Annotated in this window: 29 protein-coding genes and 1 pseudogene; 16 read left to right on the top strand and 14 right to left on the bottom strand. The window is 70.4% G+C overall.

The annotated features are described in order from the left end of the window. The first annotated feature begins 65 nt into the window (after positions 1-65). Positions 66-959: a YhjD/YihY/BrkB family envelope integrity protein gene (locus tag ACZ69Q_RS08935; RefSeq protein WP_471038715.1), complete on the top strand. Its 894-nt coding sequence runs from the start codon at positions 66-68 to the stop codon at positions 957-959. Positions 960-986: 27 nt separating this feature from the next. Here the strand turns inward: ACZ69Q_RS08935 and ACZ69Q_RS08930 are convergent, their stop codons facing one another. Continuing rightward, a complete protein-coding gene (locus ACZ69Q_RS08930) occupies positions 987-1,553 on the bottom strand; it encodes a TetR/AcrR family transcriptional regulator (protein WP_471038710.1) in 567 nt (188 codons plus the stop codon). An 86-nt stretch (positions 1,554-1,639) separates the two neighbouring features. Between ACZ69Q_RS08930 and ACZ69Q_RS08925 the strand changes: the two genes are divergently transcribed. Then, positions 1,640-2,548, top strand: coding sequence for an SDR family oxidoreductase (locus ACZ69Q_RS08925; protein ID WP_471038708.1), 909 nt, complete (start codon positions 1,640-1,642; stop codon positions 2,546-2,548). A gap of 28 nt (positions 2,549-2,576) precedes the next feature. Here ACZ69Q_RS08925 and ACZ69Q_RS08920 read toward each other — a convergent pair whose 3' ends face one another. After that, positions 2,577-3,536 carry a GlxA family transcriptional regulator gene (locus ACZ69Q_RS08920; RefSeq protein ID WP_471038706.1) on the bottom strand — a complete coding sequence of 320 codons (960 nt, stop codon included), beginning with the start codon at positions 3,534-3,536 and terminating at the stop codon, positions 2,577-2,579. Between the two features lie 149 nt (positions 3,537-3,685). On the opposite strand from ACZ69Q_RS08920, the gene ACZ69Q_RS08915 reads away from it, so the two are divergent. The 3 genes from ACZ69Q_RS08915 to ACZ69Q_RS08905 all read left to right on the top strand — a co-directional run bounded on the left by ACZ69Q_RS08915 (position 3,686) and on the right by ACZ69Q_RS08905 (position 4,704). Continuing rightward, a complete protein-coding gene (locus ACZ69Q_RS08915) occupies positions 3,686-3,985 on the top strand; it encodes a putative quinol monooxygenase (protein WP_471038704.1) in 300 nt (99 codons plus the stop codon). A gap of 99 nt (positions 3,986-4,084) precedes the next feature. After that, positions 4,085-4,375: a hypothetical protein gene (locus ACZ69Q_RS08910; RefSeq protein WP_471038703.1), complete on the top strand. Its 291-nt coding sequence runs from the start codon at positions 4,085-4,087 to the stop codon at positions 4,373-4,375. 17 nt (positions 4,376-4,392) lie between these two features. Beyond that, complete coding sequence (locus ACZ69Q_RS08905; RefSeq protein WP_471038700.1) at positions 4,393-4,704, top strand: DUF4326 domain-containing protein; 312 nt, start codon at positions 4,393-4,395, stop codon at positions 4,702-4,704. A 60-nt stretch (positions 4,705-4,764) separates the two neighbouring features. On the opposite strand, the gene ACZ69Q_RS08900 is transcribed toward ACZ69Q_RS08905, so the two are convergent. The 3 genes from ACZ69Q_RS08900 to ACZ69Q_RS08890 are packed head-to-tail and all read right to left on the bottom strand — an operon-like array spanning position 4,765 to position 8,734. Further along, positions 4,765-6,636, bottom strand: a complete 1,872-nt coding sequence (locus tag ACZ69Q_RS08900; protein ID WP_471038698.1) for a GMC family oxidoreductase — start codon at positions 6,634-6,636, stop codon at positions 4,765-4,767. Further along, positions 6,633-8,021 carry a hypothetical protein gene (locus ACZ69Q_RS08895; RefSeq protein WP_471038695.1) on the bottom strand — a complete coding sequence of 463 codons (1,389 nt, stop codon included), beginning with the start codon at positions 8,019-8,021 and terminating at the stop codon, positions 6,633-6,635. Before ACZ69Q_RS08895 ends, ACZ69Q_RS08900 begins: the two co-directional genes overlap by 4 nt. Next, a complete protein-coding gene (locus tag ACZ69Q_RS08890) occupies positions 8,018-8,734 on the bottom strand; it encodes a FadR/GntR family transcriptional regulator (protein WP_471038694.1) in 717 nt (238 codons plus the stop codon). Before ACZ69Q_RS08890 ends, ACZ69Q_RS08895 begins: the two co-directional genes overlap by 4 nt. 133 nt (positions 8,735-8,867) lie before the next feature. Between ACZ69Q_RS08890 and ACZ69Q_RS08885 the strand changes: the two genes are divergently transcribed. The 3 genes from ACZ69Q_RS08885 to ACZ69Q_RS08875 all read left to right on the top strand — a co-directional run bounded on the left by ACZ69Q_RS08885 (position 8,868) and on the right by ACZ69Q_RS08875 (position 12,023). Beyond that, positions 8,868-9,764 (top strand): DMT family transporter, encoded by an 897-nt coding sequence (locus ACZ69Q_RS08885; RefSeq protein ID WP_471038692.1) that lies wholly within the window; start codon positions 8,868-8,870, stop codon positions 9,762-9,764. A 184-nt stretch (positions 9,765-9,948) separates the two neighbouring features. Next, complete coding sequence (locus ACZ69Q_RS08880) at positions 9,949-11,115, top strand: glycoside hydrolase family 64 protein (protein WP_471038688.1); 1,167 nt, start codon at positions 9,949-9,951, stop codon at positions 11,113-11,115. A gap of 188 nt (positions 11,116-11,303) precedes the next feature. Continuing rightward, positions 11,304-12,023 carry a DinB family protein gene (locus ACZ69Q_RS08875; protein WP_471038687.1) on the top strand — a complete coding sequence of 240 codons (720 nt, stop codon included), beginning with the start codon at positions 11,304-11,306 and terminating at the stop codon, positions 12,021-12,023. Positions 12,024-12,163: 140 nt separating this feature from the next. Here ACZ69Q_RS08875 and ACZ69Q_RS08870 read toward each other — a convergent pair whose 3' ends face one another. From ACZ69Q_RS08870 to ACZ69Q_RS08845, 6 genes are all read right to left on the bottom strand, one after another. Further along, positions 12,164-12,334 (bottom strand): hypothetical protein, encoded by a 171-nt coding sequence (locus ACZ69Q_RS08870; protein WP_471038684.1) that lies wholly within the window; start codon positions 12,332-12,334, stop codon positions 12,164-12,166. A 433-nt stretch (positions 12,335-12,767) separates the two neighbouring features. Then, on the bottom strand, positions 12,768-13,361 hold the full coding sequence (gene amaP / locus ACZ69Q_RS08865; RefSeq protein WP_471038682.1) for an alkaline shock response membrane anchor protein AmaP: 594 nt from the start codon (positions 13,359-13,361) through the stop codon (positions 12,768-12,770). Positions 13,362-13,371: 10 nt separating this feature from the next. Beyond that, the gene (locus ACZ69Q_RS08860; protein WP_471038679.1) at positions 13,372-14,058 is read right to left on the bottom strand and encodes a DUF6286 domain-containing protein; all 687 of its coding nucleotides are present in this window, start codon (positions 14,056-14,058) and stop codon (positions 13,372-13,374) included. Continuing rightward, positions 14,055-14,501, bottom strand: coding sequence for an Asp23/Gls24 family envelope stress response protein (locus ACZ69Q_RS08855; RefSeq protein WP_471038678.1), 447 nt, complete (start codon positions 14,499-14,501; stop codon positions 14,055-14,057). Before ACZ69Q_RS08855 ends, ACZ69Q_RS08860 begins: the two co-directional genes overlap by 4 nt. Then, positions 14,498-14,725 (bottom strand): hypothetical protein, encoded by a 228-nt coding sequence (locus tag ACZ69Q_RS08850; protein ID WP_471038676.1) that lies wholly within the window; start codon positions 14,723-14,725, stop codon positions 14,498-14,500. The genes ACZ69Q_RS08855 and ACZ69Q_RS08850 overlap by 4 nt, the downstream gene beginning before the upstream one ends. A 39-nt stretch (positions 14,726-14,764) precedes the next feature. Continuing rightward, positions 14,765-15,205 carry an Asp23/Gls24 family envelope stress response protein gene (locus ACZ69Q_RS08845; RefSeq protein WP_471038673.1) on the bottom strand — a complete coding sequence of 147 codons (441 nt, stop codon included), beginning with the start codon at positions 15,203-15,205 and terminating at the stop codon, positions 14,765-14,767. A gap of 224 nt (positions 15,206-15,429) precedes the next feature. Here ACZ69Q_RS08845 and ACZ69Q_RS08840 point away from each other — a divergent pair, with 224 nt between their 5' ends. Next, positions 15,430-16,179 carry a hypothetical protein gene (locus ACZ69Q_RS08840; RefSeq protein ID WP_471040160.1) on the top strand — a complete coding sequence of 250 codons (750 nt, stop codon included), beginning with the start codon at positions 15,430-15,432 and terminating at the stop codon, positions 16,177-16,179. A 21-nt stretch (positions 16,180-16,200) separates the two neighbouring features. Here ACZ69Q_RS08840 and ACZ69Q_RS08835 read toward each other — a convergent pair. Together ACZ69Q_RS08835 and ACZ69Q_RS08830 are read right to left on the bottom strand one after the other, a co-directional pair. Then, positions 16,201-17,073: pseudogene (locus tag ACZ69Q_RS08835) on the bottom strand (IS5 family transposase). Between the two features lie 328 nt (positions 17,074-17,401). Continuing rightward, positions 17,402-18,136: a glycoside hydrolase family 16 protein gene (locus tag ACZ69Q_RS08830; RefSeq protein WP_471038671.1), complete on the bottom strand. Its 735-nt coding sequence runs from the start codon at positions 18,134-18,136 to the stop codon at positions 17,402-17,404. A gap of 238 nt (positions 18,137-18,374) precedes the next feature. Between ACZ69Q_RS08830 and ACZ69Q_RS08825 the strand changes: the two genes are divergently transcribed. The 4 genes from ACZ69Q_RS08825 (at position 18,375) to ACZ69Q_RS08810 (ending at position 22,445) form a co-directional block, all read left to right on the top strand. Further along, positions 18,375-18,584: a transposase gene (locus ACZ69Q_RS08825; protein ID WP_471038669.1), complete on the top strand. Its 210-nt coding sequence runs from the start codon at positions 18,375-18,377 to the stop codon at positions 18,582-18,584. A gap of 238 nt (positions 18,585-18,822) precedes the next feature. Next, positions 18,823-19,866, top strand: a complete 1,044-nt coding sequence (locus ACZ69Q_RS08820; protein ID WP_471038666.1) for a fatty acid desaturase family protein — start codon at positions 18,823-18,825, stop codon at positions 19,864-19,866. A gap of 1,084 nt (positions 19,867-20,950) precedes the next feature. Continuing rightward, a protein-coding gene (locus ACZ69Q_RS08815) for an IS5 family transposase (protein ID WP_471038663.1) occupies positions 20,951-21,768 on the top strand; the annotation gives its coding sequence in 2 pieces (ribosomal slippage) (positions 20,951-21,295 and positions 21,298-21,768; 816 coding nt in all). An 80-nt stretch (positions 21,769-21,848) separates the two neighbouring features. Then, positions 21,849-22,445: a hypothetical protein gene (locus ACZ69Q_RS08810; RefSeq protein ID WP_471038661.1), complete on the top strand. Its 597-nt coding sequence runs from the start codon at positions 21,849-21,851 to the stop codon at positions 22,443-22,445. Positions 22,446-22,469: 24 nt separating this feature from the next. Here the strand turns inward: ACZ69Q_RS08810 and ACZ69Q_RS08805 are convergent, their stop codons facing one another. Then, positions 22,470-23,339, bottom strand: a complete 870-nt coding sequence (locus tag ACZ69Q_RS08805) for a UbiA family prenyltransferase (RefSeq protein ID WP_471038658.1) — start codon at positions 23,337-23,339, stop codon at positions 22,470-22,472. Positions 23,340-23,486: 147 nt separating this feature from the next. On the opposite strand from ACZ69Q_RS08805, the gene ACZ69Q_RS08800 reads away from it, so the two are divergent. From ACZ69Q_RS08800 to ACZ69Q_RS08790, 3 genes are read left to right on the top strand one after another with little or no spacing between them, the layout of a single operon-like run. Next, a complete protein-coding gene (locus ACZ69Q_RS08800) occupies positions 23,487-24,554 on the top strand; it encodes a type III polyketide synthase (RefSeq protein WP_471038655.1) in 1,068 nt (355 codons plus the stop codon). Between the two features lie 37 nt (positions 24,555-24,591). Further along, complete coding sequence (locus tag ACZ69Q_RS08795) at positions 24,592-25,131, top strand: isoprenylcysteine carboxyl methyltransferase family protein (protein ID WP_471038652.1); 540 nt, start codon at positions 24,592-24,594, stop codon at positions 25,129-25,131. Further along, positions 25,128-26,141 carry an NAD(P)/FAD-dependent oxidoreductase gene (locus ACZ69Q_RS08790; RefSeq protein ID WP_471038649.1) on the top strand — a complete coding sequence of 338 codons (1,014 nt, stop codon included), beginning with the start codon at positions 25,128-25,130 and terminating at the stop codon, positions 26,139-26,141. The genes ACZ69Q_RS08795 and ACZ69Q_RS08790 overlap by 4 nt, the downstream gene beginning before the upstream one ends. Positions 26,142-26,253: the final 112 nt, after the last annotated feature.

The raw sequence follows: 26,253 nt of genomic DNA, 5'->3' as shown, positions 1-26,253 counted from the left end.
GTACGCCGTCGAGCCGGCCCGACCGAGCAGGACGCGAAGCCGGCGCCCGTCCGCGGATCCGGTCCGTGCTGCGCGCGTCGTGGTGGCGTGAGCGTACCCAGCGGTCGACGGCGTGGCTGCATGCCTTCCATGCACGCCTGGAGACCCGCTTTCCGGTGATCACGGGACTCGTCGACCGACTGGTGTCCGTGAACGTCTTCGACTCCGCGACCCGCATCGCGGCGCAGTGCTTCCTGACCGCCGTTCCCTTGCTGTTCGTGCTCAGCGCGTACGCGCCGGAAGCGGTGCAGGACCAGGTCATCACCTCGGTCACCACCGTTTTCGGCCTGACGGGGCAGTCGAAGGCCCAGTTGGAGCACGCGTTGCAGCCACCGTCCGACGATCTGCTCCAGGCGACCGGCCTGGTGGGCGCGTTGATGGTGCTGCTGTCGGCCACCGCGGTGAGCCGCGCGGTGCAGCGGCTGTGCAAACGGGCCTGGCAGGTGCCCCGGACGGAGGCGAAAGTCGCTCCGTGGCGGTGGCTGGCGTGGATCCTCCTGTGGCTCGGCGCGCTGATCGTGCAAGGGCTGCTGCACAACGGGTTCGGGTGGGGAGCGGAGTTCGGCGCTCCGGTGATCTTCGTCATCCAGGTGGCCATGTGGTGGTGGACCCAGCATCTGCTGCTGGGCGGCGCCATCCGCTGGTCGCCCCTCCTGCCGGGCGCCGTCATCACGGCGATCGCGGTCAGTGCCCTGTCCGTGACCGCGCACTTCTACATGCCGCGCGCGCTCAACCGGGCACTGGCCGACTACGGTTCCGCGGGTTCGGTCTTCGTCCTGCTGTCCTGGCTGATCGTGGTGTGCGTCGCCGTCGCCGTCGGCCTCAGCGTGGGCGCCGTACTGTCCCAGGAGCCCTTCCTCAGGCGGCGCCTCGGAACGCCGACGTCACCTCCCGGCGACGCCGATCACGACGAGTCCTGACCGTGCCGTCGTCCGTCCAGCCGCCGGTTAGCCGCCCGCCGTCAGGGCCTTGAGCTGCTCCAGGGATTCGCGCATCGCCTCCGCCAGGGTGCCTTCCCCGGTCGCCGCGACCCATCGCTCGAAGCCGACCTTGAAGACGGCGATCCCGGCTTCGGCGGTCAGGCTCGCGGCCGGCTCCTGCACGCCGCGTCGGCGCAGGGCGTCGGCGAGCGCGGCCGACAGTGAGGCGAGCTTGATGAGTTCGCGCTCCTGGAGTTCCGCGTTCGCCACGATGACGGCCTGGCGCTTTCGGGCGTGTTCGCCGCGGTCGACGAACACGGTGGCCACGGCGTCGAGCCCGGCCGCCACCGCATCGATCGGCGCCGCGGACGCGGGAGCCTCCGCGACGGCGTTCACGAACAGGTCCTGGAGCCCGCCGGAGCCGTCGAACAGCACTTCGCGCTTGTCGGCGTAGTGCCGGAAGTAGGTGCGCTCGGTGAGCCCCGCCCGCTTGGCGATCTCCGCCACGGTGGTCTGTTCGTAGCCCCGCTCGCTGTAGAGCTCCAACGCCGCTGTCGCCAGGCGTTCGCGGGCGTTCGGCTCCCATCTACCCATGCGCAGATCCTACGTGATGACAGTGACTGCCATCAGGTGTTAGCGTCGATGACAGTCACTGACATCAACAGTTGGGGGACTCTCCCATGCGTATCTTCGTGACCGGCGCGTCCGGCTGGATCGGCTCCGCCCTCGTGCCCGAACTCATCGAAGCGGGGCACCAGGTCGTGGGGCTGGCCCGCTCCTCGGCGTCCGCCGACGCCCTCACCGCCGCAGGGGCCGAGGTGGTCCGCGGCACCGTGGACGACCTCGACGTCCTGGGCACGACGGCCGCCGCTTCGGACGGGGTGGTGCACCTCGCCTTCAAGCACGACATCGCCTTCACCGGCGACTACCAGGGCGCGGCGGAGGCCGACCGCCGTGCCGTCGACACCTTCGGCGACGCGCTGGCCGGCAGCGACCGCCCCTTCGTCCTCGCCTCCGGCCTGGTCGGGATGAAGCCGGGGCAGGTGTCGACCGAGCGGGACCTGCCCACGATCGACGGCTCACCGACGTCCGTCCGCGCGGCCACCGCCGCGGCGGCTCTGGCGCTCGCCTCACGGGGCGTGCGCTCGTCGGTGGTGCGACTGGCTCCGACCTGCCACGGCGAAGGGGACATCGGGTTCATGGCGACCCTGGTCGGCATCGCCCGGGCCCAGGGGGTCTCGGGCTATCTCGGCGACGGCACCAACCGCTGGGCTGCAGTCCACCGCCTCGACGCAGCACTGCTGTTCCGCCTGGCGGTCGAGAAGGCGCCCGCGGGATCAGTGCTGCACGGCGTCGACGAGGAGGGCATCGCGCTCCACGACGTGGCCGAAGTGATAGGCCGTCACCTCGATGTGCCGGTGACCTCCGTGTCCCAGGAGGCCGCTGCCGGGCACTTCACCTGGCTGAGCACATTCCTCGGAGTCGACTCGCCGGCGTCGAGCGCCCTGACACGGGAGATGCTGGACTGGCGGCCGACCCGGCCCGGCCTGCTCGAAGACCTGGCAAAGGGGCACTACTTCAACGGCTAGGCCGCCGCCGATGACGTGGCGGACGAGGTCATCGCCCCCGCAGCGAACTCGCCGTCTCCCCGGTGCGCTCGCGCAGCAGGACGCGAAGGGTGTTGGGGTGCTCGTAGCCGACCTTGCGGGCGATGACCTCCAGCGGCAGATCGGTGGTGCGCAGCAGGTGGGAGGCCTGCTCGACGCGCAGGTCCTGGACGAAGCGGACGGGTGAGGTACCGAGCGTGCGGCGCACGGCACGCTGGAGCGTGCGTTCGCTGACGCCGACGGCCCGTGCCGCGTCGGCGATCGAGACCGGCCGGTCCAGGTGCACGCGGGCCCAGCGCTCGAACGCCGCCAGCGTCGGATCGCTCTGCGCCAGCGCCGAGGAGATCGTGTACGCCGCCTGCGAGGGGCGTTCGTCGACGACGAGATAGCGCGCGACCAGATCGGCGAGGGCCGGACTGGTCATCCGTACGATCGCGAGCGCGAGGTCGACGTGCCCGAACGCCGCTCCGGCCGTGGTCACCCCCTGCGACGTGGTGACCATGCGGCTCTCGTCGACCGTGACCGCCGGGTAGCGCTTGCGGAAGTACGGTGCGAGCCACCAGCTCGTCGTGGCCCGGCGGCCGTCGAGGATCCCCGACTCGGCCAGCAGGAACGTGCCCGTGCACGCGGACGCGACCGGGGTACGGCGGGCACGTGTCGCGGCCACCAGACGTCGTACGGGCTCGGCGTCCGGGCCTGAGACATGTGCGATCAGGGCGTCGGGCCGCCGCTCGGCCAGTGCGGGCACCAGCAGCAGGTCCGCATCCTTCGCGGCGCTCACGGGGAGCGTCTCGACCAGGTGCCCCGCTCCCGTGCGGATCCGCCGGCGGAAGCCGATCGTGGACACCTGCCAGGCGGGCGGGGGCTTGGGCAGTTCCGCGCGCATCGCGTTCGCCCCGTCGAGCACGTCGAGGAGGGCGGAGAGCCCGGAGTCGAACACGCCGTCGTACGCCAGCACCGCCACATCCATGACGGAAACGATATCGGACGCGTCGTTTCCGACACTGGGCGCGGTCGGTGGGGCGGCATAGCGTTTTCGGTGTCCGGACGACAACCGGTGCCCGGTACCGGCACCGCACGTTCCCCACGATCACCGATGACGACAGACAGGAGCGCGCCATGTCGAAGCTGGGACTGCTGGCCCGGATCGAGGCCCGGCCGGAGTACGCCGAGAAGGTGGAGGGCCTGCTGCGGGACGCCCTGGAGCTGGCCCGGCAGGAGGACCACACCGTCACCTGGTTCGCGTTCCGGCAGGGCGAGACCACCTTCGGCGTCTTCGACACCTTCGAGGACGAGGAGGGGCGTCAGGGGCACCTGAGGGGGAGGATCGCCGCGGCTCTGACGGAGGCCGCCGGGACCATGCTCAGTGAGGCACCGGACATCCGGCCGGTCGACCTGCTGGCGGTCAAGCTTCCCTGATCCCACCGCCGGGCGGCAGCGCGACGACCTGCGCTGCCGCCCGGCGCCCCCACCCGTCGGCCACGGCCCCGCACGGGCCGACCCGAGGAAAGACAGGCCATGGCACAGCCCGCCACACGGACCCGCCAGGCATCGCCCAACGGATCCCGCTCACGCACGCACACCTGGCAGCCCCCGACGAGCTACGCGGACGCCGGCACCCATACGGGCATCGAGCTGGTCCGGGTGGGCCTGGGCACCACGCCCACGCTGCGCTGCGAGGGCAGGGCGGTTCACGTCGGCCTCCCGACCGCCACCGCCGAGGCCCGGCTCGTCGGCGCCGCCGACGGCAGGCTGTTCGCGCACGGCACCGCCACCTGCGCCGTACTCGCGCTGCCCGGAGTGGGCTGAGGGGCACCATGAACGGCATGAAGCGGACCACGGTCGTCAACATGAAGGGTCATCGCGACGACCCGGACTACGCGGACGTCGTATACGTCGGCCGCGCGATGCACCGCGGTGGATGGGACCTCGCGGGCTCTCCGCTCGCGAGTCCCTTCAGGCCGGGCCGGGACGGCACCCGGAAAGCGGTGGTCGAGAAGTACCGTGCCCACCTGCTGAGCCGTCCCGACCTGCTCGCCCTGCTGCCCGCCCTCCGCGGCCGCAGGCTCGGCTGCTGGTGCGTGCCGCAGGCGTGCCACGCACAGGTCATCGCCGAACTGGCCGACTCGCTCGGGTAGTAGCGGGATACGGTCCCGCGGGAGAGACGCCCGGGTTGCCCTCCGGCACCTGCAACTCCCTCACGCGTTCGCCGTGACACGCCCGGCCACTCCCAGGGCCGCCGCCATGATGCTCAGTTGCGGATTCACCTCCGGGCAGCTCGGCAGTACGGAACCGTCGGCGATCAGTACGCCGTGTACGCCCCGCAGTCGTCCCTGCGGGTCGGCCGGTGACCGTTCGGGGTCGGCCCCCGCGGCGACCGTGCCCGTGGGGTGGAACGCGGACACGTGGAGCTGACGTGCCGTCACCGTGTCGAGCAGCGCGTCCAGTTCGTCCATGGTGCGGGCGCGCGGGGCGTTCGGGACGCCGGTGAGCACTTCCTCGGCACCGGCGGCGAACAGCAGTCGGCCCATGGCTCGTTGGGCGCGCAGCAGGCGTTCGGCGTCGTGCGGCGCGAGGTCGTAGCGGAGCAGGGTGCGGTCGCGGCCGAGGACCCGTCCGGAGGGCCGGTCGGCGATCATCGCGCCGAGTGTGGCCAGTTGTTCCGTACCGTCGATCTCGCGTCGCAGTTCGCGTCCGACGCCCGGCAGGACGAACGAGGTCATGCCCGGGGGCGCGGCGGTGGCTTCGATCAGGATGCCGTCGGCGTGCAGTTCTTCCACGCCGACGCTCTGGAGGACCCCTTTCCAGCCGGTGACCGGACTGCTGAAGCGGCCCGCGACGCTGATGGCGGGGTGGACGCTGAGGTTCCGGCCGATGCCGGGGTGCCCTCCGAGGCCCGAGCGGCGCAGGAGTTGCGGAGCCTGGAGGGCGCCGGCGGCGACCACGACCAGCGGGCTCAGGATCTCCAATCTGCTGCCGTCGGGGCGGCTCACGACGACTCCGGCTGCCCGTGGACCGCCAGGCCGGTCGCGGTCGGTGAGGATCCGCAGCACGCGGGCACCCGTCACGATCACGGCGCCGGCCGCGCAGGCTTCGGGCAGCACGGAGAGCTGGACGCTCTGCTTGGCGCCGGTGGGACAGCCCACGATGCACTGGCAGGAGCCCCGGCAGCCGGGGGCGTTGCGGCGCAGCGGCGCGGCGGCCCAGCCGAGTTCCTTCGCGCCGGCCAAAGCGAGGAGTCCGTTGTTGCCGAGGACGTCCAGTGGCTGGCGTGCCACGCGCAGGGTGCGTTCGACCTCGTCGAGGTGGGTGCCGAAGCCGTCGGCGACGTCGAATCCGTGGTCGTCCAGCCAGCGGGCGACGACATGGTCCGGGGTGCGGTAGCAGGTGCCGGAGTTGACGACGGTGGTGCCGCCGACCGCGCGGCCGACGGGCAGGACCAGCGGAGGGTTGCCGAGGGCGATCGTGGCGCCGCCGTCCCGGTAGAGGTCGGTGAAGCGGTCGAGCGGAGCCCGGCGCGCGAACGACGCGGTGGTGTGGTGTTCTCCCTCTTCCAGCACGACGACGCGCATGCCCGTGCGGGCCAGTGTCCGAGCGGCCATGGCGCCGCCCGCGCCGGATCCGACGACCACGGCGTCGGCGGTGGAACGCGTCGGCCACTCACGGGAAGGGGTGCAGTCGAGCGGCGGATCGTCGGGGGCGGGCGCGGAGGGTGCGGGGCTTGGATGCGCGGCGGCTCGGTGTGCCGTGCGTGCGGTGCCGGCGGCCAGCAGGACCGGTACCTTGACCGCCTCCAGAAGGGGCAGCAGGGCACGGTGGGAGGCGAGCGACGCCATGACGTGCTCCCGTTCCGCGGCGCCGAGCGCGGGCAGTCGGCGTCCCGTGCGAGCAACGGCATAGGCGTTGATCGCCGAGGTCGCGCCGCGTATCGCCGTGCGGGTGTGGGCCGGCATGGCGTCCAGCAGTGCCTCGACCCGCCGTGGCACGGCGCGGGTCCACTCGGCGGTGCCGTCGTCCGCGAGCAGCGCCTCGGCAAGTGCCGTGAGGCGGGGGGAGGTCGAAGGGCTCATCGGTCGCCGACCTCCGCGTGGGCCGTGCCGGAGAGCCGCCATGTGGCCTCCTGCCGCCATCTGCCCCACCAGCGCTCCAGGCTGACCACCGCGTCGGCGGTCTCGCTGTTGCGGCAGACCGCGGGCGAACCGTCGGGGTCGGTGTAGTCGAGTGCCAGCGTCCGCTCGGGCGGCTGGGTCACCGTCACCCGTATCCGGCGCCGGCCCGCGCGGCCGGCCACACGCCACTCGGGCAGGCCGATGTCCGCCCGGAACCGGCCGAGTCCCGCCCAGCCCACGGCGGTTCGCTCCGCGCGACGGGGCCAGGTACGCCCGTTGCGCAGCAGCCGCAGGAACACCAGGGGCGGCAGCCGGTCGAGTCCGCTTCGCATGGACACCGCGGCCACGATCTCCAGGACGTCGCCGCCGCCCAGGTCGGCGTGGAGCCAGGCCCAGCGTCGGGCATTGCCATGGCCGTAGATGCGGGCGGTGGCGCCGACGGCGTCGTCCAGCTTCAGTTCGTTGTCGCCGTACCGGACGGTTCCGTCGTAGTGGCAACGGGCGGCGGGCAGCATGTGGCTGGCCGGCAGCCAGGGGCGGCGCCAGGACCAGCGGGGGAAGGTGTGGACGGGCTCGCCGCGGGGCGTCTCGGTGAGCGACCAGGTGAACGGCCCCGCGGAGCCGCTGAGTCGGCCGGGCCGGGCGTCGATGCCTTCGGCGGCGTAGCCCTGTGGGTCCTTCGTCCACGGTACGGGGCCGAAGCGCGCGTGTTCGGCGGGGCCGTCCTTGGGGAAGACGGCGACCCAGCCGTGTGCGTAGGCGCCGGAACCGTCGGTGGGGGCGACGACTTCGTGGTGCAGCCAGACTCCGCTGCCGGTCGCGGGGTCGGTGAGGGTGGTGTACCAGACCTCCGTGCGCCCCGGTTTCCCGTCCCACCGCGGCGCCGGATACCGATCGGCCGCGGCCTCGCGCGGGAAGCGGAAGCTCGCGAGGAAGGGCAGCAGGCCGGTGGCGAGGGGGAAGCGCAGGGTGCCCTCGCCCACGCGTTCCTCGTCCTCGTACAGGGTGTACGGCAGCACGGTCAGCGAGGCGATGGGCCGTGCGGGCGAGACGGACTTCCAGCCGTCGAGCACGAGCCGCCGGCCCTCCAGGGTGAAGGTGATCCGGTAGCGGATCCTGCGGCGGGCCAGGGGCGAGATCTCCATCTCACCCACGGCTTCGGCGTCGTCCGCCCGCCCCGCTATCCGCACCCGTCCCGTCAGGCGGGCCCGCGTGGTGCGGTGCGGCAGCATCACGGCGTCGGCACGGACCACGAGGTCCATGCGTACGGCGCGCTCGCGCTCCTCGTCGCCGAGCCGCACGCGGCCCAGCATCGTCTCCTGGAACACCGTCCCTCGAGAGGTCACCGGGCACCGTCCCGGCGCTCGCGAGAGGCTGCCAGTCCTTCGAGCATGATGCGTTCCGTCGCCGACAGGTAGGCGCCCGCCGCGACGCGTGCCGCCTCCTCGTCGCCGGCGGCGACGGCCTCGACGACCGGGGCCAGCCGGTCGTGTGCGGCCCGGGCGTCGAGGAAGGGCTCGACGAGTGCCGCGCGCACGGGCAGGTAGGCGTTGAACAGGGTGTTGGTCAGCAGGACGTAGACCCTGTTGCCCGTGGCCCGGGCGAGCGCCCGGTGCACCTCAGCGTCCGCGAGCTGCACGTCCTCCCCGCCGACCGCGTCCCCGACGGCCGCCACCAGTGCCCGCAGTTCGGCGATCTGGTCCGCCGTGGCGCGGGCGGCGGCGCGCTCCGCGATCAACGCTCCGATGCTGCGGCGCACTTCGAAGATCTCGCCGATCCAGTCGGGGCTGTGCCGCACCAGCATCGGCAGCAGATCGGCGCCGCCCAGCCGCAGGAAGTCCCGTACGCGGGTGCCCACCCCGTGCCGCGTCTCCAGCAGCCCGGAGTGCACCAGCCGGCCGAAGGCGTGCTTCAGGGTGGTGCGGTTGACCCCGAACCTGTCGGCCAGTTCACGTTCGGGCGGCAGCATGCTCCCGGCCGGATGACGGCCGGCGAGAATGTCCTCGCGCAGCCGCTTCTCCAGGACATCGACGGTCGTCTCGCGCGGCAGTGCTTCCATCCCGGCCCCCGGCCTTTGAGTGGTTCAGTGACTGAGCCACTGAACCACTGGAGTGACATCGCGTCAATAAGCCGGGCTTCGAAGGACGTTCACGGCATGCTCGGCCGGTGTCACACGTCCGCCGATCCCAGAGGTGACCACGCTGAACACCACGCTCTCCGTCGTGTTCGCGCTCTGCGCCGCGTCCAGCAACGCCGTCGCGACGGTGTTGCAGCGCAAGGCGGCACTCACCGTGCCGCGGTCCCAGGGGTTCCGGGCGGGGCTGATGCTCGACCTGCTGCGGCAACCCGTCTGGCTCGCCGGGATCCTCGCGGTGATCGCCGCCGCCGTCTGCCAGGCGCTGGCCCTGGTGACCGGACCGCTGACGATCGTGCAGCCCCTGTTCGTGCTGGAGTTGCCGCTCACCCTCATCGTGGCCTCGCTGCTGATGCGCCGCCATCTGGCGCGCGGCGGCTGGCTGGCCGTGGCGGTGGTCGTGGCGGGGCTTGGCGTCGCGCTCGCCGCCGCCTCCCCCACCGGCAATCGCACCCATGTGGAGCTGGACCGCTGGATCCCCGCGCTCGCGGTGTGCGCGGGGATCGTCGTCGCGCTCACCCTGGCCGCCTTCCGGCGTCCGGAGGGCCGCGCACGGGCCGCATGTCTGGGTGCCGCGACGGCGATCAGTTACGCCGTGACCGCGGCACTGTTGAAGACGTCCACGCACATCCTCGACGAACAGGGGCTCGTGGGCTTCTTCTCCGCCTGGCAGACGTACGGCTTCGCCGTGACCGGCGTGTGCGCGCTGTTCCTGCTGGAGCATGCGATGCAGGCCGGCCCGCTGGTCGCCTCGCAGCCGGCGCTCACCCTCGGGGACGCCCTGGTGAGCCTCGCCCTCGGCATCACCCTGTACGAGGAGGAGATCCGCTCCGGGTGGTGGCTGCTCCCCCAGCTCTTCGGCGTCGCACTGATCACGGCCGGAGTCCTCGCGCTGTCACGGATCCCGCTCACGCAGTCGGTGGTGGCGCCGGGCGAGGAGAGCCGGAGCGGGTGACAGGGGTCGGTCGGCCCACGCCGGCCGACCGTACGAAATTCATCGAACCGCCCCCACTTCATTGACATGTCCTTGACCCGGCGCGACTGTGAGAGCGCTCTCAAGAATTCGCCAGCCAAGCTCCGTCCCCCCACTGACACGGAGGTCGAGAGTGTTACGGAGACTCACAAAGCCCCTTGCCGCCATGGCCGCGGCATCCGCCCTGCTGGGCGGGCTGCTCAATCTCGCCGCACCGGCGCCGGCCCGGGCCGCCGTGCCCGACACCATCCCGCTGAAGATCACGAACAGTTCCGGCCGCAATGAGCCGGTCTACGTCTACAACCTCGGCACCCAGCTCTCGACCGGCCGGCAGGGCTGGGCAGACGCGGGCGGCACCTTCCACCCCTGGCCGGCCGGCGGCAACCCGCCGACGCCCGCGCCGGACGCGTCGATTCAAGGACCGGCCGCCGGACAGTCGACGACCATCCGCATTCCGAAGTTCTCGGGGCGGATCTACTTCTCCTACGGCCGCAAGCTGGACTTCCGCCTCACCACCGGCGGCCTGGTGCAGCCGGCCGTGCAGAACCCGAGCGACCCCAACCGCGACATCCTGTTCAACTGGTCGGAGTACACGCTCAACGACGCCGGACTGTGGCTCAACAGCACCCAGGTCGACATGTTCTCCGCGCCGTACGCGGTCGGCGTGCAGCGCGCGGACGGCAGCACCGTGAACACCGGCCATCTCAAGGCCGGCGGCTACAACGCGGTCCTCAACGGGCTGCGCGCCCAGTCGGGCGGGTGGGCCGGCCTGATCCAGACGCGCTCCGACGGCACCGTCCTTCGGGCCCTGTCCCCCGGTCACGGACTGGAGACCGGCGCCCTGCCCGCGTCGGCGATGAACGACTACGTCAACCGGGTCTGGCAGAAGTACGCCACCACGACGCTGACGGTCACGCCGTTCGCCGACCAGCCGAACACCAAGTACTTCGGCCGGGTCTCGGGCAGCGTCATGAACTTCACCAACAGCGCCGGCGCGGTCGTCACGAGCTTCCAGAAGCCTGACGCGGACAGCATCTTCGGCTGCCACAAACTGCTCGACGCCCCCAACGACGCGGTCCGCGGCCCGATCTCCCGCACGCTGTGCGCGGGCCTGAACCGTTCGACTCTGCTGGCGAACGCCAACCAGCCCGACACGTCCGCGGCGAACTTCTACAAGGACGGGGTGACCAACCACTACGCACGGGTCATCCACGCGCAGATGCAGGACGGCAAGGCCTATGCGTTCGCCTTCGACGACGTGGGCAACCACGAGTCGCTCGTCCATGACGGCAATCCGCGGCAGGCGTATCTGACGCTGGATCCCTTCAACTGAGTGAGCGCAGATGAGCGAGCGCGGACATTGACCGGTGTTCCGGGCTCGACGCCGGCCGGGGGCGGTTCGCAGGCGGCACCGCGTGCCTGTGAACCGCCCCCGGCCCAAATTCCGTGGTGCGCGGCGGGAGTTGACCGCTAGCCTCCGGCTGAGCGGAACGACGTGGGTGACCGCGAGGGGAGCCGGGCATGGGGACCGAGCGCGTGCGGAGTGACCGTCTGGGTCTGCTGCTGGAGCAGTTCGACTGCGCGAGAGAACGGGCCCAGGTGCGGCTGACGGGGCTCGGCGACGAGGAGTACCTGTGGGAACCGGTACCTGATTGCTGGTCGATCCGGCGCCGCGAGGAGGCGGTGACGCCCAGGGCGTTCGGGCCGGGTGAGTGGGTGATCGACCAGGGCGCCCCGTACATCCCCGCCGGCGAGTACGCGGAGGTCGCCCGGCAGGCCGCCGACGGCATGTCCGTGGCCAAGATCGCCGAGGACTGGAGCGTGTCCGTCGAGCGGGTCGAGGAGATCCTCCACCACACCGGCCCGCCGGAGCCCGAGGTGACCCCGGTGACGACGATCGCCTGGCGGCTGGGACACCTGCACTACTGCTTCGCGGGCGAGTGGGAGTGGACCTTCGGCGAACGCCGGCTGGATCCGAAACTCCAGGTCGACTTCACCCCCGACGCCGCCCTGGCGCAGGAGCGGTTCTGGGCGGCGATCGACCGCTGGCGCGACAGCGTCGGCACCGTGACCGACGAGCAGCTCGACACCGTCGGCTTCTCCCAGTACCCGTACGGCTCCGACGCCGGCGAGCCGTACCACGACGTGCTGTGGGGGGCCAACCTCGAATTCATCCACCACATGGCGGAGATCGCCCTCCTGCGCGACCTGTGGCAGGCCCGCTTCGGGACGCGCGGGTAGAGCCGGTTCGGTCGGGACGACGACCATATGTGACGCACCCTTCCGACCTCTGCCTGCGCGGGCTAGATCGGCTGTGAACTGGTAGGACGTGCTGCAGAGGCGATCGGAGGCAGTCAGAGGAAACCGCTTGGCCGGGCTCTTCAGCGGGCCGGACGCCGAGTGGAGCGCCACATGGAGCGGGCCGTCAGGTAGAGCAGATCGGCGATGAGGAGTAGTACGCCGACGGACAACACAAAGAGCATGCCGTCGACGGCCGCGCCGATGGCGACCAGAGCGATTCCGGCGATGAGCAGGGTCAGGAAGAGGACCATGACGGAATGCCTCCTGGGAAGGAACCGCACGGGATCTGCGTGGTCTCTCGAGTAAGGCGGGACACGCTGTGACCGTGCTCGGGTGTCGCGTCGGCCGAGGAGTTGGTAGGTGACGGCCTCGGCACACAGGCCCCACCAGCAGTGGCGGCGTCCGCCGGCAGCATGCCCCACCGATCCCAGGGTCCACAGGCTGATGCCAACCACAACGTCATCCTCGGGCTCATGAGCAGCCCCTAGGCCGCAGGACCGTCCTCGGCGCTGCTCGCCGCACTGGTCACCGGCCTGGCCGGTGTCTTCGACCTCGCCGACAGCGCAGCGAATGCGCGCAGGCGACGTACAGCTCGACCGATCCTCTGCATGCCAAAGTGCTCGGGTTACAGGAATCCGGAACACCTCACAGCCGGTACCCCCATAAGACTTCGACCCACGGGGCCTAGGCGGCGCGTCGGGCGCGGTGGCGGACTTCCCGGAGTCGTACCTTCGACGGGAGCCGGTCCAGGCCGGCCGAGTCTCGTGCGTGTACGAGCGTTTCCCGGCTCAGTCGCCCCAGAGTCCGCGCTGGATCCGCGTGAGGCTCCAGCAACAGCCGTACGCGTGCGGTGGGAGCGGTACGTCGGCCCGTCAGCCGTACATGAGCCCGCGAGACCCCGTCCAGGGCCTGCGCCTCTTCCTCGATCACGTCTTCCAACGTGCGGCCGTCCAGTCGGGCCGCCGCGCCGTCTTGGCTGTCGACGAGGACCCGGTCCAGGCGGTGTCTGCGCTGTGCCAGGAGCCACCACAGGAACAGGACCAGCAGCACGGCGAGCACCGCGATGACGGTCGGCCACCACCAGCCTTCATCCCGCCATCGGGTGCGCCCCTCGTCGCCCAGCACCACATCGTCCGGCCCGCGGAAGGGCCACCAGCCCGGCATGCCGAAATCCCAGTGGCGCTGCAGATCCAGCCCGCCCAGCAGCACACCGCCGCCCAGGGCGAAGAGTCCGAGGCCGAGAAGCCCCAGCAGCACCCGGTTCACTGTCTTGAGCATCGGGATCACCTCAGCCCTTCGGGCGCCGGACGTGCACGGTCAGCGTGGGTGGCCGGGCGAGACCCAAGGACCTCACGGCTTCGTCCAGCGTGGCGTCCAGGTCCGTGCGGACCTCCTCGAGATCGCGGAAATGCGCCCGTGCCCGGGCTTTGACCTTCCGGCGGCCGACAGCGACCTGTGCCGACTGGACACCGGGCACCTGCATGGCCCGGTCGCGGAGAATCAGGGCCGCCGCGCGGCGGTCGAGCGCGGCGCGGACCTCGTCCGTCCCGCGGACACCGGTGGGCTGCCGCATGGGCAGCAGCCTGCGCAGTCCCGGTGTCACCGCCAGCAGGAAGAGCCACAGGCCGAGGGCCATCGCGACCGCGGCCCCGACGATCATCCAGACGTCATCCAGTGGCCGCGTGGCCAGTTCCTCGGCGAGCCGCCGCCGCCAGCGCATCGCAGTCCGGTCTGCCCGCACCGAGACCACGTCGTACAGGAGCAGTCCAACGGCCGCGGCGGACAGCAGGGCCACCAAGGCCGCAGGAATCCGCCGCGCAGACCAGAAGCGGCGCCCTGACCGGCCTGATTCATCCCTCGCCGCCGTCGCGTCCTCACCCGCCCCCGGGGTGCCATCGGCGGACGTGGCTGTCGGTCCGGAATCGGAGGGAAGGTCGCTGTCACTGGCCGGCTGCCGCCAGGTGTTCGCGCTCATCTCACCCTCCCCTGGTCCATGTGCCGTGTGTGCACCGAGTGCAGCCTCTCGACCGAGACCACGAGGTCGGACACCTCCATGCCGGCCCATGTCCTGAGCCGTTCGGTCACCTCCCCGCGCACCGCGGCGCACTGCGCCCCGATGTCGGACGGATAGCCGAGTTCGACGGCGATGCGCATCCGTGCCTCGAAGAGCAACGCTTGCCGTCCGGCGGCGGATTCGGCGTCTCGTCCTGCGGTCTTCCGCTCCGGTGCCCGCCGCACGGATGTGGTCACGCGTGGCGTCCGGCGGCCGGGTGGCACGCGGCCGGCCGACTCGGTGAACCGGCTCAGCGCCTCGCGCGCCACCTGGGAAGCGATCTTCGCAACGACCCGGTCGGCGACGGTGATCCCGCCGCGCTCCCCGCGAGGGACGCGTGGACGCCGATCTGCTTCACCGGTCACTGCCGCCAGTCTCCCCGAACCCGGCGCCGGTCATCGCGGATCCGGTCCTGTCGGTCTCGGCGGCGGACGAAGTCGCCCGGTTCGAGATCACCTTCCATGAACCGCCCGACCGCGAGACCGACGACGCCCAGCCCCAGCACCAGCAGAAAGGCCCAGAAGTCACCGAAATACGCGGCGAAACCCAGCGTCATCCCGGCCATCAAGCCGACCACGGCCCTGCTCATCACGCGCTCCCTCACTTCAACCGGGCTGCTCCGCCCCGGCTACTGGATCCGCTGCCGCTCTTCCCCTTCGTCGCCTTGGTCCTCCTCGTCCGGCAGCTTCACGTCACTGACCATGATGTTGACTTCCACGACTTCCCGACCTGCCATCTGCTCCACGGCGGAGATCACGCTCTCCCTCACCGCACCGGCCACGTCCGTGATCGAGACGCCGTATTCGACGACGATCTCCAGATCGATGGCCGCCTGCAGCTCTCCGACCTCGACACTGACGCCACGTGTGGCGGACTTGCCGCTACCGGCGCCAGGCATCCGCTCCCGCATGGATCCCATCGTCCGCGCGAATCCGCTGCCCAGAGCATGGACGCCGAGCACGTCCCGTGCCGCCATTCCGGCGATCTTCTCCACCACCACATCGGCGATGGTCGTCCGGCCACGAGAACCGGGCGCACCGCCATACTTTGCGCCGGCGTTCTCAGTCATCAGGGCTTTCCTCCCTCCGGAAGGACGCATTGCACCTTCTATACCGATTATATTCGCATTAGTACGTTTTGTTCTAAATGTCGACTATGAGGCGGAATGGTCCACGAGTGGCCCGAGCACCCCTGCTCGGAGCACTCGCGGACACTCCGGGCGCAGTGCGGCAGGAAGAGATTCCGCGGCCATGCAAGGAAGAGGGTGAGAGGCCGGTGAAAACCGAAGCGTGGATGCACGCAGTACGGCACCGGCTCGACCTGGGCCGACTGCTCCCGCTCGGCGGGCCCGACGACGGGACATGGATCACCGAGCGAGCGGCCGTCCGGGCCCTCGGGCGTGCTGCCGCTGATATCCCCGGTGTGTGGCTGGACTCTGTGCGCATCGGGTCGGCGCCGCTCGAGCCCGTGTCCGAGCCGGCCGTCCGTCCACCGGCCAGCGCGCTACCGCCTGGCCCGCTCAGGATCGAGGCCGCCTTCACAGCATCCCTCGCGCAGCCCCTCCCCGAGACCGCCGACCAGTTGAGGAGCGCACTGCTCAACGCGGCCACCGAACGGCTCGGCCTGGCCGCCGTGACAGCCGACCTACGCGTCACGGATCTCCATGAGGGCCCGAAGACAGCCGTGAAGCCGCGTACCGCAGCGCGGGCCATGAGGTCGGAGCCGGAAGCGGCGGCCACGCGAAGCTCGCCCCCGGTGACCGGAACAGGATCCATGCAAGGGCCCGTCGGGGAGCTCGCGGACGTCGCGACGGGTGTCCCGGGCGTCGCCCACCTCACCACCGTGCTGGGAAGCCGCCCGGTCAGGATGGAGGACCATGACGATCCACCCGGCCGACACATCGAGGTCCACCTCGCGGTTGCCCCCGGACACCATCCACTGGAAGTCGCCCGCGCCGTCCGGGACGCCGTAGCCGCCGCAGCCACCACCGACACTCCGGGCCCGGTCACCGCCGCCGTCCTCATCACAGAGACCGCGGCCTAGGGTCTGTTGTGAAAGTGCTGGTCACAGCCACTCGTTGAGGACTGCGACCAGCACGGTCGCCTCGTAGCGGACCGCGAGCTTGTCATACCTCGTGGCTACAGCCCGGTGGCGCTTGAGACGGTTGATCCCGCACTCGACCGCGTGCCGCTGCTTGTAGTCGTCCTTGTCGAACTTGGGCAGCCGTCCGCCTCGCGATCCGCGCTTGAGCCGGTTGCGGACGCGGTCCGTCGGGACCGGGATCGTGGCCTTGATTGCGCGTCTGCGCAGGTAGGCGCGATTGCTGCGGGAGTCGTACGCCTTGTCGGCCCGGACCCGGTCCGGCCGTTTGCGCGGCCTGCCGACTCCGAGCCGGGGCACCCAGATCGCTTCCAGGACCGGCTCGAACTGAGGCGAATCACCCCGCTGTCCGGCGGTGATCACCACCGATAGCGGCTTCTGACCCTGCTCGACGGCGAGGTGGATCTTGCTGGTCAGGCCGCCCCGGGAGCGTCCGAGCCCGTGGTCGGCCGGCTCGACGGTGATCCCGCCGAGCGGTTCCTTCTGGAGATCCCCCTTTTCGCCGCCCCAGCCGCGTGCTGGTGGGCCCGGCAGACCGTGGAGTCGACGTTCACGTCCCAGGCGATCAGACCCTTGGCATCCGCCTCGGCCTCATCTGAGTGACGATCCGGGCCCAGGTGCCATCGCGCTGCCAGCGCCGGAACAGGTCATAGACCCGGTCCACGGCCCGTAGCGTTCCGGCACGTCACGCCAGGGTGCACCCGTCCGGGTCCGCCACCGTATGCCGTCCATCAGCGGCCGCCGCGTCCATACCGGCGGACGGCCCGACTTGATGCCTCGCGGCAACAGCGGCTCAAGTCGGGCCCACTGGCCGTTCGTCAGATCCTCACGCCCCACAGGACATGATCATCAACGATCAAGATCAACTTTCGCGACAGACCCTGGCGTCGCCACGGGCCGCTCGGATGGCCTGCGCGACCGCTTCATGGCCGTCCTGTCCTGACGGACGCAGGGAACCCGGGCCACCGCGCGTGGCCCGCACTTCTTGGGACGGCGACCCCACGTTCTTCGGGCTCCATCACAGCCCAAGGGGGCGCGCAGGGCGTCCCGATCGAGCGCACCCTGTCCCCGCGCTGGGGAAACCCACGAGCTTCGTTGAGGAATTCAGCGCGTGGCGGCCGGTAGCCCCCTGACATACCGGTCAGGGGGCTTTGGTGGGTTCACCTCATGGGTGGTACGGCGTGTGGGTGATGGACGAGATCTTGAGGTAACGGGCGCCGTCAGCGGTGGCCCAGGTGGAGGAGTCCGGGTTGCCAGGCCAGTCACCGCCGACCGCGATGTTGGCGATGAAGCGCAGGCCCGTCCCGGCCGGGGCCCTGTACCAGGTGGTGCCCGTGATGGCGCCGTCCACGGCGAAGTCGATGTGGTCCGGGAACCAGCTGAACGAGTACGTGTGGTACGAGTTCGTCCAGCCGGCGGAGTTCGTCTTGGAGAACTGCTGCTGGACGTTGTTGATGTCGTGGGACGTCTGGTAGACGACACCCGGGTTCTGTCCCACGATTTCAGCGGCGTCGAACTCCGGCAGCCACGGATTCAGGTACGCCGCCCATACTGCCGGCAGCAGTCCCCGTCCGTTGGGCATGTTTGCGGTGAAGCTGTATGTGCCGTACCCGTACAGCGCCGTCGACTCCACACGGCCTGAGTGGTAGACCCCGCCCCCGGCGTTATACGCCTTGATCACCAGAGTGTTGCCCTCGTACCAGACGCAGTCCGGCCGATACGTCTGCAGCTCGTTGTTGGCGGTCCACCTTGCGTTGATCTTGTTCCAGGAGTTGACGGTCACTGGGGTGCCCCAGGACGCGGCGCGTGCGGTCTGCGCACCCAGCATCAGTGCGGGAGGTACGGCCAGCGCGGCACCGAGTATGCGTCTGCGGCTCGGCCTGCGGGGTGGGGGGTACATCGCGGCTCCATTGCTTGGAGGAACGAAGGGGGGGTGGGAGCGATCCCATGCTCCACTTTGTGGCTGGACTGTAAGAGTCCGTTTGATCATTGACAAGACTTGTCGCGTGGATCGATGCATGTCTTTGGAAGTTGAACGGGCCAGGTGGGCAACCGACCCTCCGGGGGGGGCCGAGGGGTTGCCGAGTGATCTAGGGTCTGTCGCGAAAGTTGATCTTGATCGTTGATGATCATGTCTTGTGGGGCGTGGGGATCTGACGAACGGCCAGTGGGCCCGACTTGAGCCGCTGTTGCCGCGAGGCATCAAGTCGGGCCGTCCGCCGGTATGGACGCGGCGGCCGCTGATGGACGGCATACGGTGGCGGACCCGGACGGGTGCACCCTGGCGTGACGGGCCGGAACGCAGCTCCACGCATTCGGCCATCACCGCGCTGAGCGCCCCTCAGTGATCAGCCGGACCCGCTTCACCGGCCGGGTTCGGTTCTGCCATGAAAGCGCCCGGACCGAAAGCGCCCGGACCGCTCCGGAAGTCCTGTCCTGTCACGGTGTGAGACCTGCCTGGCAGGGCACCCGAAATTCAGATGCGCTTCCCGCTGCGGAGTAAGCGCATACCCACATGCGGCCCGGTCTCAGCGGCTCCCAAGGCGGCGCCGAGCCTCTGCCTCCTTCGGAGAGAGTTTCACCATCATGAGCAGAAACACCACGGTTCGCCCCCCGCCCTCGGAGACATCAGGCAGCGACTTCGCCCGCTTGTCGAGAAAGATCGCTGATGCCGGCCTGCTGGGACGCCGTCCCGGCTATTACGCACTGCGGATCACCGTGGTGGCCGGGCTCTACGTCAGTGGTTGGGCCGCCGTCGCGCTCGTCGGCGATAGTTGGTGGACACTGGCGGTCGCCGCCTTCCTGGCCGTTGTCTTCGGCCAGGTCGCCCTGCTCGCCCATGACGCAGCCCACCGTCAGGTGTTCCGGCGACGCCGGGCCAGCGAGGTGTCCGGACGGATCGCCGGTGCCGGTATCGGGATGGGCTACGGGTGGTGGCATGACAAGCACACCCGCCACCACGCCAACCCCAACCATGAGGAACTCGACCCCGACCTCGACCCCGACCTGCTGGTCTGGTCCCAGGATCAGGCCCGGGCCGCCAAGGGTCTCCCCCGCCTGATCGGCCGCTGGCAGGCGTTCCTGTTCTTTCCGCTCCTCACGCTGGAGGGCTTCAACCTGCACGTGTCGAGCGTGAAGGCGCTGGCCAATCGCTCACTCAAGCACCGAACGCTCGACGGCACTCTGCTGTTCGCGCACTTCGCGGCGTACCTGACCGTCCTGCTCTGGCTGCTGCCGCCCGGCATGGCGATCGCCTTCCTCGCGGTCCACCAGTGCCTGTTCGGCGTCTACCTCGGCTCCCTCTTCGCGCCCAACCACAAAGGCATGCCGATCCTGACAGGCGAAGACCGCCCGGACTTCCTCCGCCGCCAAGTACTCACCTCACGCAACGTGCGCGGCGGCAGGTTCACCGACATCGCACTGGGCGGGCTGAACCATCAGATCGAACACCACCTGTTTCCCAGCATGCCCAGCCCCAACCTGCCCAGGGCCCGAACCATCGTGCGGCGCCACTGCCAGGAACTGGGTCTGGACTACGTGGAGACCGGGCTGATCACCTCCTACCGGCTGGCCCTCGCAAGTCTCCATCAGGCCGGAGCACCACTCCGGCACGCCCGCGTCCCTGCCTGAAGACGGGCCGCAGTCATCGGCGGCAGTCAGGTGGTCACGGACGGCACGCACCGGTCCAGGAGCACGGCGAAGAGCACGTCGGCTCGTCGTCGGACAGGGCAGGGCAGAGCAGAGCGGATTCGGCACACGTGAGGCCGGGAACCCCCGTGCACAGGTGTGAACCACGGAGGGGTGCTTCCCCGGGCCAGGCACACCACGTCCGACGTCTCCGCAGTTCGCAGCCCCACACAGCGGATTTCACGGCGCCATCCGGCACGGTTCCCTCCCCGGACTCCTCGGCCCCGTCGGGCTCGCGCCCCTCTTTCGGGACGGTTTCCTCCGGGGTGGTGTGAGCACGCGGTACGAGCCGGGCCGCGGCCTCGGCGATCGGTCGACACGTCCGCTTCGGGAAGCAGGCTCGTGTACGTGTCGGCCGTGCTGGTGATCCAGGAGTGGCCGAGGCCGTCTTCCGGTTGTCCTTCAGGTCGGCCCCGGCCGCGTGGGCCAGCGTTGCGGCGCCGTGCCGCCGGGGCCACGAGCTGCCCATGTGAGGGGAGTCGAGACAACGGGGCCGGTTCGGACACCGGCATACGAAGAGCCCTCGTTCCTCCGCCGTACTCCCGCACGCTCCGGGACGGGGCGGGCCGGATCGCGTGGCCACCGCGTTGACACGGGCCGTGGCAGGACGTTGACCGGCCGCACGGTGCGGGTCCATGCCACTCCGGAACCCACGGCGAAGCATTCCGCCTTCCCGCCTCGCCCAGACCCCGCGGAAACCCACGACCCGACAACAGCGCGGCCGGCCATGACCGTTTCACGGACCATCAAGAACCGAGGTGCTATCGGGATTGACTGATGCCTGGTCAGTTCCGGCTGCTCGTGAGTGCGCGAGGGGAGCGCGTCAGTGCCTCAGGGGTGCGGCAGGCGGGGTGTACGGCGGTCGGGCGAGTCGCATGTGCCAGGCGTGCTCAGGTTGCTGATGTCGGACAGAACTTGCGAGCTGACGGCAGCCGCAACAAGGTGCGGGGAGCTCCTGTTTCCGCCTGTGGGTTTCGTACGGTCTAAGACATCGTTTCTTATGGCGTGATCGTTCGCTGAACCGTGCATGACGGATCTGGTTGAGCGGTTGGTGCCGGACGAGTTGTGGGTGCTGTTCCGGCGGGTTGTACCGCCGGTGGAGGTGAAGCGGCCGCAGGGCGGGGGCCGGCGTCGTGCCGGTGATCGGGAGACGCTCAGCGCGATCATTTTCGTGGCCACCTCGGGTTGCACTTGGCGGCAGTTGCCGCCGGTGTTCGGGCCGGCCTGGCCCACGGTCTACCGACGCTTTGCCCAATGGAGTCGGGACCGGGTCTGGGCCAGGCTGCACCGTGTCGTCCTGGACGAACTCGGCAGTCAGGGTGAGCTGGACTGGTCGCGGTGCGCGATCGACTCCGTCAGCGTCCGGGCCGCAAAAAGGGGCTACTGACCGGACCGAATCCGACCGACCGTGGCAAGTTGGGATCGAAGATCCACCTCATCACGGACCGGAACGGTCTGCCGCTGTCGCTGGGAATCTCCGGCGCCAACATGCACGACAGCCTCGGCCTGAAGCCGCTCGTGCGCGGGATCCCGCCCATCTGCTCTCGCCGCGGACCCCGCCGCCGACGCCCCGCCAAGCTTCACGACGACAAGGGCTACGACTACGATCACCTGCGGAAATGGCTGCGCAAGAGGGGTATCCGCCACCGCATCGCCCGCAGGGGCATCGAGTCGTCCCAGCGGCTGGGACGCCACCGCTGGGTGGTCGAGAGAACCGTGTCCTGGCTGGCCGGCTGCCGACGTCTGCACCGACGCTATGAACGCAAGGCCGAGCACTTCCTCGCGTTCGTTGCCATCGCCGCAGCCCTCATCGGGTATCGCCGTTTCAGCGATGAGCCGGACTGACCGCGAGCAGATGCCAGCCATGCCTGCGTTGTCAGCGGCAGCCCATAAGGTGCGCCCAACATCTCGAAGGAGGAACTGCCGTGGGATTCTCGGGTCACCTGGTCTTTGCTCGCAGTAGCCAGCCTCTGCTCGAAGCTCCCGTGTTCGACAGCCTCGACGAAGAACTCAAGGCCACCGTGTGCACATGGGAGTCACGGCCGGGCGGCTGGCAGACGCTCCAGTTGGATTTCGGGACATGGGACGACGCCGACCTGCCCGCCCTAGTTGAGTGGAGCAGGGCACCGGCCTGTGTCGCCGAGGTCTCCGACAGTGACCTCGCTCTCGTGACCGGGCTGGACACCACCGGCCAGTGTTGGCAGGCATGGCTCAACCTGGACATCGCCGCCAGGCTTATGGCCGAGGAGCCCGAAGATCTCGAAGATCAGCTCCTGTGGCTGGACACACCAGAGTTCCATGACGCAGTCAGACATAAGCATGCGGAGCTCGACGCGGAGATTCCCACCGACGCCGAGGGCGCAGTTGTATGGGCCGCAGCCGCCGGCATTCCCGTGACGACACGGACTGTCAGGATCGAAGAGCTGCTTCGCTCACACGAGACCCCCGTGGAAGACCTCTTCAGCACACTGCTCAACGAGTTGGGCTTCCCTCAGGCCGCTGAGCCCTCACCTGCACCATAAGAAACGACGTCTAAGGCGGCGCGGTCAGGTGATTCCGGTGCCGCGCAGCAGCAGTAACGTCACGTCCACCGCCGCCACGGCGACCGCCGCCGCGAACGCCAACCGCTCCCAGCGGCGTCCCAGCACCGTCCCCACCGTCGCGATCAGAGCGGTCACCACGAGCACTGCCGATCCCCACCTGCCGGGCGGCCCGGCAGGACCCAGCACCAGAACCGCGGACGCGGCCACCAGCGGCACCGGCAGCAGCAACCGCGCGCCGTCCGGGCCCAGCCGGTGCGGCCATCCCCGTATGCCCGTCGCCAGATCCCCGCGAATGTCCGGGAGTACGTCACCCAGATGGGCGCCGACCCCCAGCAGCGCCCCGGCGGTGACGACCCACCAGGCCGGCCAGGGGTGCCCCGGCAGCCCCAGCGCAACGAATGCCGGGAGCGCGGCGAACCCCACCGCGTACGGCGCCCAGGACCATGCTGTCGCCTTGAGCCGCAGGTCGTAGGCCCACGCCGCCGCCACCCCGGCCAGGTGAACGGCGCCCGCCCACAGGCCACAGGCGAGCGAGAGCGGCACGCACAGCGCCAGCGCGGCATAGGCGGCCACCCACACCTCCGTCACGCCGACCGTGCCGTCGACGACGGGTTTGCCCCGACGGCCGACCGCGATGTCCCGGTGCGCGTCGAACGCGTCGTTGCACCAGCCGACGGACAACTGCCCGGTCAGCACGGCGGCGCCGGTCAGTACACAACGCTCGGCGGCCTGGCCGGCGGTCACGGCCAGCCCAACCATCAAGGCGGAGACCGCCACCACAGGCCCGGGGTGGCACGACCCGGCCAGACCAGCCACCCGGCCGGCCCAACTCGCCTCGGGGCCGCCGGTCGTCGACTGCTCGGGAGTACCCACCCGGCCGATCGTAAGCGCCCGGGCCCACCCGGCCGGCACACGCGCCCCCAGGGCGACGGCCGGACGGGCGATTCATGGTGTCGAAACCCCGGACAGGGGAACACGTGGGAAGCAACTAACCCGAGTCGGTAACCGGACGGGAACCATATGACGCGGATCGCCGCCGTTCACGGTGCCCTCGCACCGCACCGCCGCACCCAGTCCGAGATCACCGACATGGTGGCCCGCACCTGTCTGCCCGAGGGGACCGACCGCCAGGTCCTGGACCGGCTGCACCGCAGCGCGAAGGTCGGCTCGCGTCACATGACGCTGCCGCTCGAACGGTACGGGGAACTGGACGGATTCGGTGCCGCCAACGACGCCTTCATCGCCGCCGCCACCGGCCTGGGCGCCAAGGCCGTCCGGGGCGCTCTGCACACGGCCGGCCTGACCGCCGCCGACGTGGACCTGCTGATCTTCACCTCCGTCACTGGCATCGCCACCCCCTCGATCGACGCACGGCTGGTCGGCCGGCTCGGACTGCGGCCGGACGTCAAACGACTGCCCCTGTTCGGCCTGGGCTGTGCCGGCGGCGCCGCCGGCCTGGCCCGTATGCACGACTACCTGCTGGGCCGGCCCGACCACGTGGCGGTGCTGCTTTCGGTCGAACTGTGCTCGCTCACCTTCCAGCGCAACGACGCCTCCATGGCCAACCTGGTCGCCACCGCACTGTTCGGCGACGGCGCCGCCGCGGTCGTCGCCTGCGGCGGGAACCGCCCGAGCCGCCCGGACGAGACCGTCGGCCCGACGATCGTGGACTCCCGCAGTCACCTGTATCCGGAGACCGGGCGCGTCATGGGCTGGGACATCAAGGACACCGGCTTCCAGGTCGTCCTCGACCCGCAGGTCCCCGATGTCGTACGCCGTTACCTCGCCGATGACGTCGAGGGGTTCCTGGGCGACCACGGGATCAAGCGGAAGGACGTGACCGCCTGGGTATGCCACCCCGGCGGCCCCAAGGTCCTCGAAGCCGTCACCGAGAGCCTCGACCTGCCCGACGACGCGCTCGATGTGACCTGGCGTCACCTGGCCGACGTCGGCAACCTGTCCTCGTCATCGGTGCTCCACGTACTGCGCGACACCTTGGCGGAACGCCGCCCGCCGCCGGGCACGCCGGGTTTACTGCTGGCCATGGGGCCTGGCTTCGCCTGCGAACTCGTCCTGCTGCGCTGGTAGTTCGGACCGTCGAGGGACACGAAGGACATCGGGATACATGATCTGGTACGGACTGCTGGTGGCCGCCGTCGCCGCCGAGCGCGTCGCCGAACTTGCCGTCGCCCGCCGCAACGAGCTGTGGAGCACCGCCCGCGGCGCGACCGTGACCGGGCAGGGCCACTACCCGGCGATGGTCGCCCTCCACACCGGCCTGCTCATCGCCTGCCCGGCCGAGGTGTGGCTGGCCGACCGGCCCTTCGTACCCGCCCTGGCCTGGCCCATGCTGGCCGTGCTCGCGGGCGCCCAGGCACTGCGGTGGTGGTGCATCCGCACCCTGGGCCCTCGTTGGAACACCCGGGTGATCGTCGTACCCGGCCTGCCGCTGGTGACGGGCGGCCCCTACCGGTGGCGGTGGCTGCGGCATCCGAACTACGTGGCCGTCGTCGCCGAGGGCGTGGCCCTGCCACTCGTCCACACCGCCTGGGTCACCGCTGCCGTGTTCACGGTGCTCAACGCCGCTCTGCTCACCGTGCGCATCCGCTGCGAGAACCGGGCGCTGGCCGCCGCGACCACCTCGACCACGACCGTTCCGGCGTGATCGACGTACTGGTGGCCGGCGGTGGGCCGGCCGGTCTGGCCGCCGCGATCCACTCCGCGCTCGCCGGCCTGGAGGCCGTCGTCGTCGAACCCCGGACCTCGCCCGTGGACAAGGCATGCGGAGAAGGAGTCATGCCCGGCGGTGTCGCCGCGCTGCGAGCACTGGGCGTCGAGGTCACCGGCCGTGAACTGCGCGGCATCCGCTACATGGACGGCACCACCCGCGCCGAAGCGTCCTTCCGTGGCAACAACGGGCTGGGAATCCGCCGTACGACGCTGCACTCCGCACTGCACCAGCGCGCTCTCGACCTCGGCGTGCGAATGCTGCCGGGCAAGGTCGGCGAGGTGCGCCAGAACGCGGACACGGTCACCGCCGCCGGAACCACGGCCCGCTGGCTGATCGCCGCCGACGGCCTGCACTCCCCGGTGCGCCGCGGCCTGGGGCTGGAACTGCCGAACCGCCCCCACGGCCGCTACGGACTGCGCCGGCACTACCACGTCGAACCGTGGACGGACTTCGTGGAGGTCCACTGGTCCCGGCACGGCGAAGCCTATGTGACACCGGTCGGCGACGACCTGGTGGGCGTCGCGATCCTCAGCCGCAGCCGCCGCGGGTACGACGACCACCTGGCTGCCTTCCCGGCCCTCACCGCGTCGCTGCGCGGCCCGGCCGCGACGGAGGTACGCGGCGCCGGACCACTGCGGCAGCGGGTGCGGCGCAGAACCGCCGGCCGTGTCCTGCTCGTCGGCGACGCCGCGGGCTACCTGGACGCCCTCACCGGCGAGGGCATCGCCCTCGCACTGGCGACCTCCGGGGCAGCCGTCCACTGCCTGGCCGCCGGGCGGCCGGACGAGTACGAGCGCACCTGGATCCGGCTGACCCGCCGCCACCGACTGCTGACCGGAGCCCTGCTGGCCGCCGGCCGCCGTCCCGGCACCGCCCGCCTCATCGTCCCCGCAGCATCCCGCATGCCCCCGGTGTTCTCAGCCGCCGTCCACGCACTGCAATAGCGGCCGATTCCCCACCGCGACCGGACGCCTCCCGACGGCCGCCAGCACTCTTCGCGCGACCTGACAGGGCTAGTACTGCAACGGTGCTTGTTCTGAGTGCTGGGCAGTTTTC

The organism is Streptomyces sp. NPDC036764, assembly GCF_055609385.1.
This window is presented reverse-complemented; position numbering and strand designations above follow the sequence as displayed.

Excerpts from the sequence above, each read along its gene's own strand:
- ACZ69Q_RS08915 (WP_471038704.1), top strand. The coding sequence starts at position 3,686 with ATGTCGAAGCTGGGACTGCTGGCCCGGATCGAGGCCCGGCCGGAGTAC.
- ACZ69Q_RS08900 (WP_471038698.1), bottom strand. The coding sequence starts at position 6,636 with ATGAGCCCTTCGACCTCCCCCCGCCTCACGGCACTTGCCGAGGCGCTG.
- ACZ69Q_RS08820 (WP_471038666.1), top strand. The coding sequence starts at position 18,823 with ATGAGCAGAAACACCACGGTTCGCCCCCCGCCCTCGGAGACATCAGGC.
- ACZ69Q_RS08850 (WP_471038676.1), bottom strand. The coding sequence starts at position 14,725 with ATGAGCAGGGCCGTGGTCGGCTTGATGGCCGGGATGACGCTGGGTTTC.
- amaP (WP_471038682.1), bottom strand. The coding sequence starts at position 13,361 with ATGCTCAAGACAGTGAACCGGGTGCTGCTGGGGCTTCTCGGCCTCGGA.
- ACZ69Q_RS08795 (WP_471038652.1), top strand. The coding sequence starts at position 24,592 with ATGATCTGGTACGGACTGCTGGTGGCCGCCGTCGCCGCCGAGCGCGTC.
- ACZ69Q_RS08930 (WP_471038710.1), bottom strand. The coding sequence starts at position 1,553 with ATGGGTAGATGGGAGCCGAACGCCCGCGAACGCCTGGCGACAGCGGCG.
- ACZ69Q_RS08875 (WP_471038687.1), top strand. The coding sequence starts at position 11,304 with ATGGGGACCGAGCGCGTGCGGAGTGACCGTCTGGGTCTGCTGCTGGAG.
- ACZ69Q_RS08830 (WP_471038671.1), bottom strand. The coding sequence starts at position 18,136 with ATGTACCCCCCACCCCGCAGGCCGAGCCGCAGACGCATACTCGGTGCC.
- ACZ69Q_RS08845 (WP_471038673.1), bottom strand. The coding sequence starts at position 15,205 with ATGACTGAGAACGCCGGCGCAAAGTATGGCGGTGCGCCCGGTTCTCGT.
- ACZ69Q_RS08925 (WP_471038708.1), top strand. The coding sequence starts at position 1,640 with ATGCGTATCTTCGTGACCGGCGCGTCCGGCTGGATCGGCTCCGCCCTC.
- ACZ69Q_RS08880 (WP_471038688.1), top strand. The coding sequence starts at position 9,949 with ATGGCCGCGGCATCCGCCCTGCTGGGCGGGCTGCTCAATCTCGCCGCA.
- ACZ69Q_RS08860 (WP_471038679.1), bottom strand. The coding sequence starts at position 14,058 with ATGAGCGCGAACACCTGGCGGCAGCCGGCCAGTGACAGCGACCTTCCC.
- ACZ69Q_RS08920 (WP_471038706.1), bottom strand. The coding sequence starts at position 3,536 with ATGGATGTGGCGGTGCTGGCGTACGACGGCGTGTTCGACTCCGGGCTC.
- ACZ69Q_RS08890 (WP_471038694.1), bottom strand. The coding sequence starts at position 8,734 with ATGGAAGCACTGCCGCGCGAGACGACCGTCGATGTCCTGGAGAAGCGG.
- ACZ69Q_RS08800 (WP_471038655.1), top strand. The coding sequence starts at position 23,487 with ATGACGCGGATCGCCGCCGTTCACGGTGCCCTCGCACCGCACCGCCGC.
- ACZ69Q_RS08905 (WP_471038700.1), top strand. The coding sequence starts at position 4,393 with ATGAAGCGGACCACGGTCGTCAACATGAAGGGTCATCGCGACGACCCG.
- ACZ69Q_RS08870 (WP_471038684.1), bottom strand. The coding sequence starts at position 12,334 with ATGGTCCTCTTCCTGACCCTGCTCATCGCCGGAATCGCTCTGGTCGCC.
- ACZ69Q_RS08840 (WP_471040160.1), top strand. The coding sequence starts at position 15,430 with ATGCACGCAGTACGGCACCGGCTCGACCTGGGCCGACTGCTCCCGCTC.
- ACZ69Q_RS08910 (WP_471038703.1), top strand. The coding sequence starts at position 4,085 with ATGGCACAGCCCGCCACACGGACCCGCCAGGCATCGCCCAACGGATCC.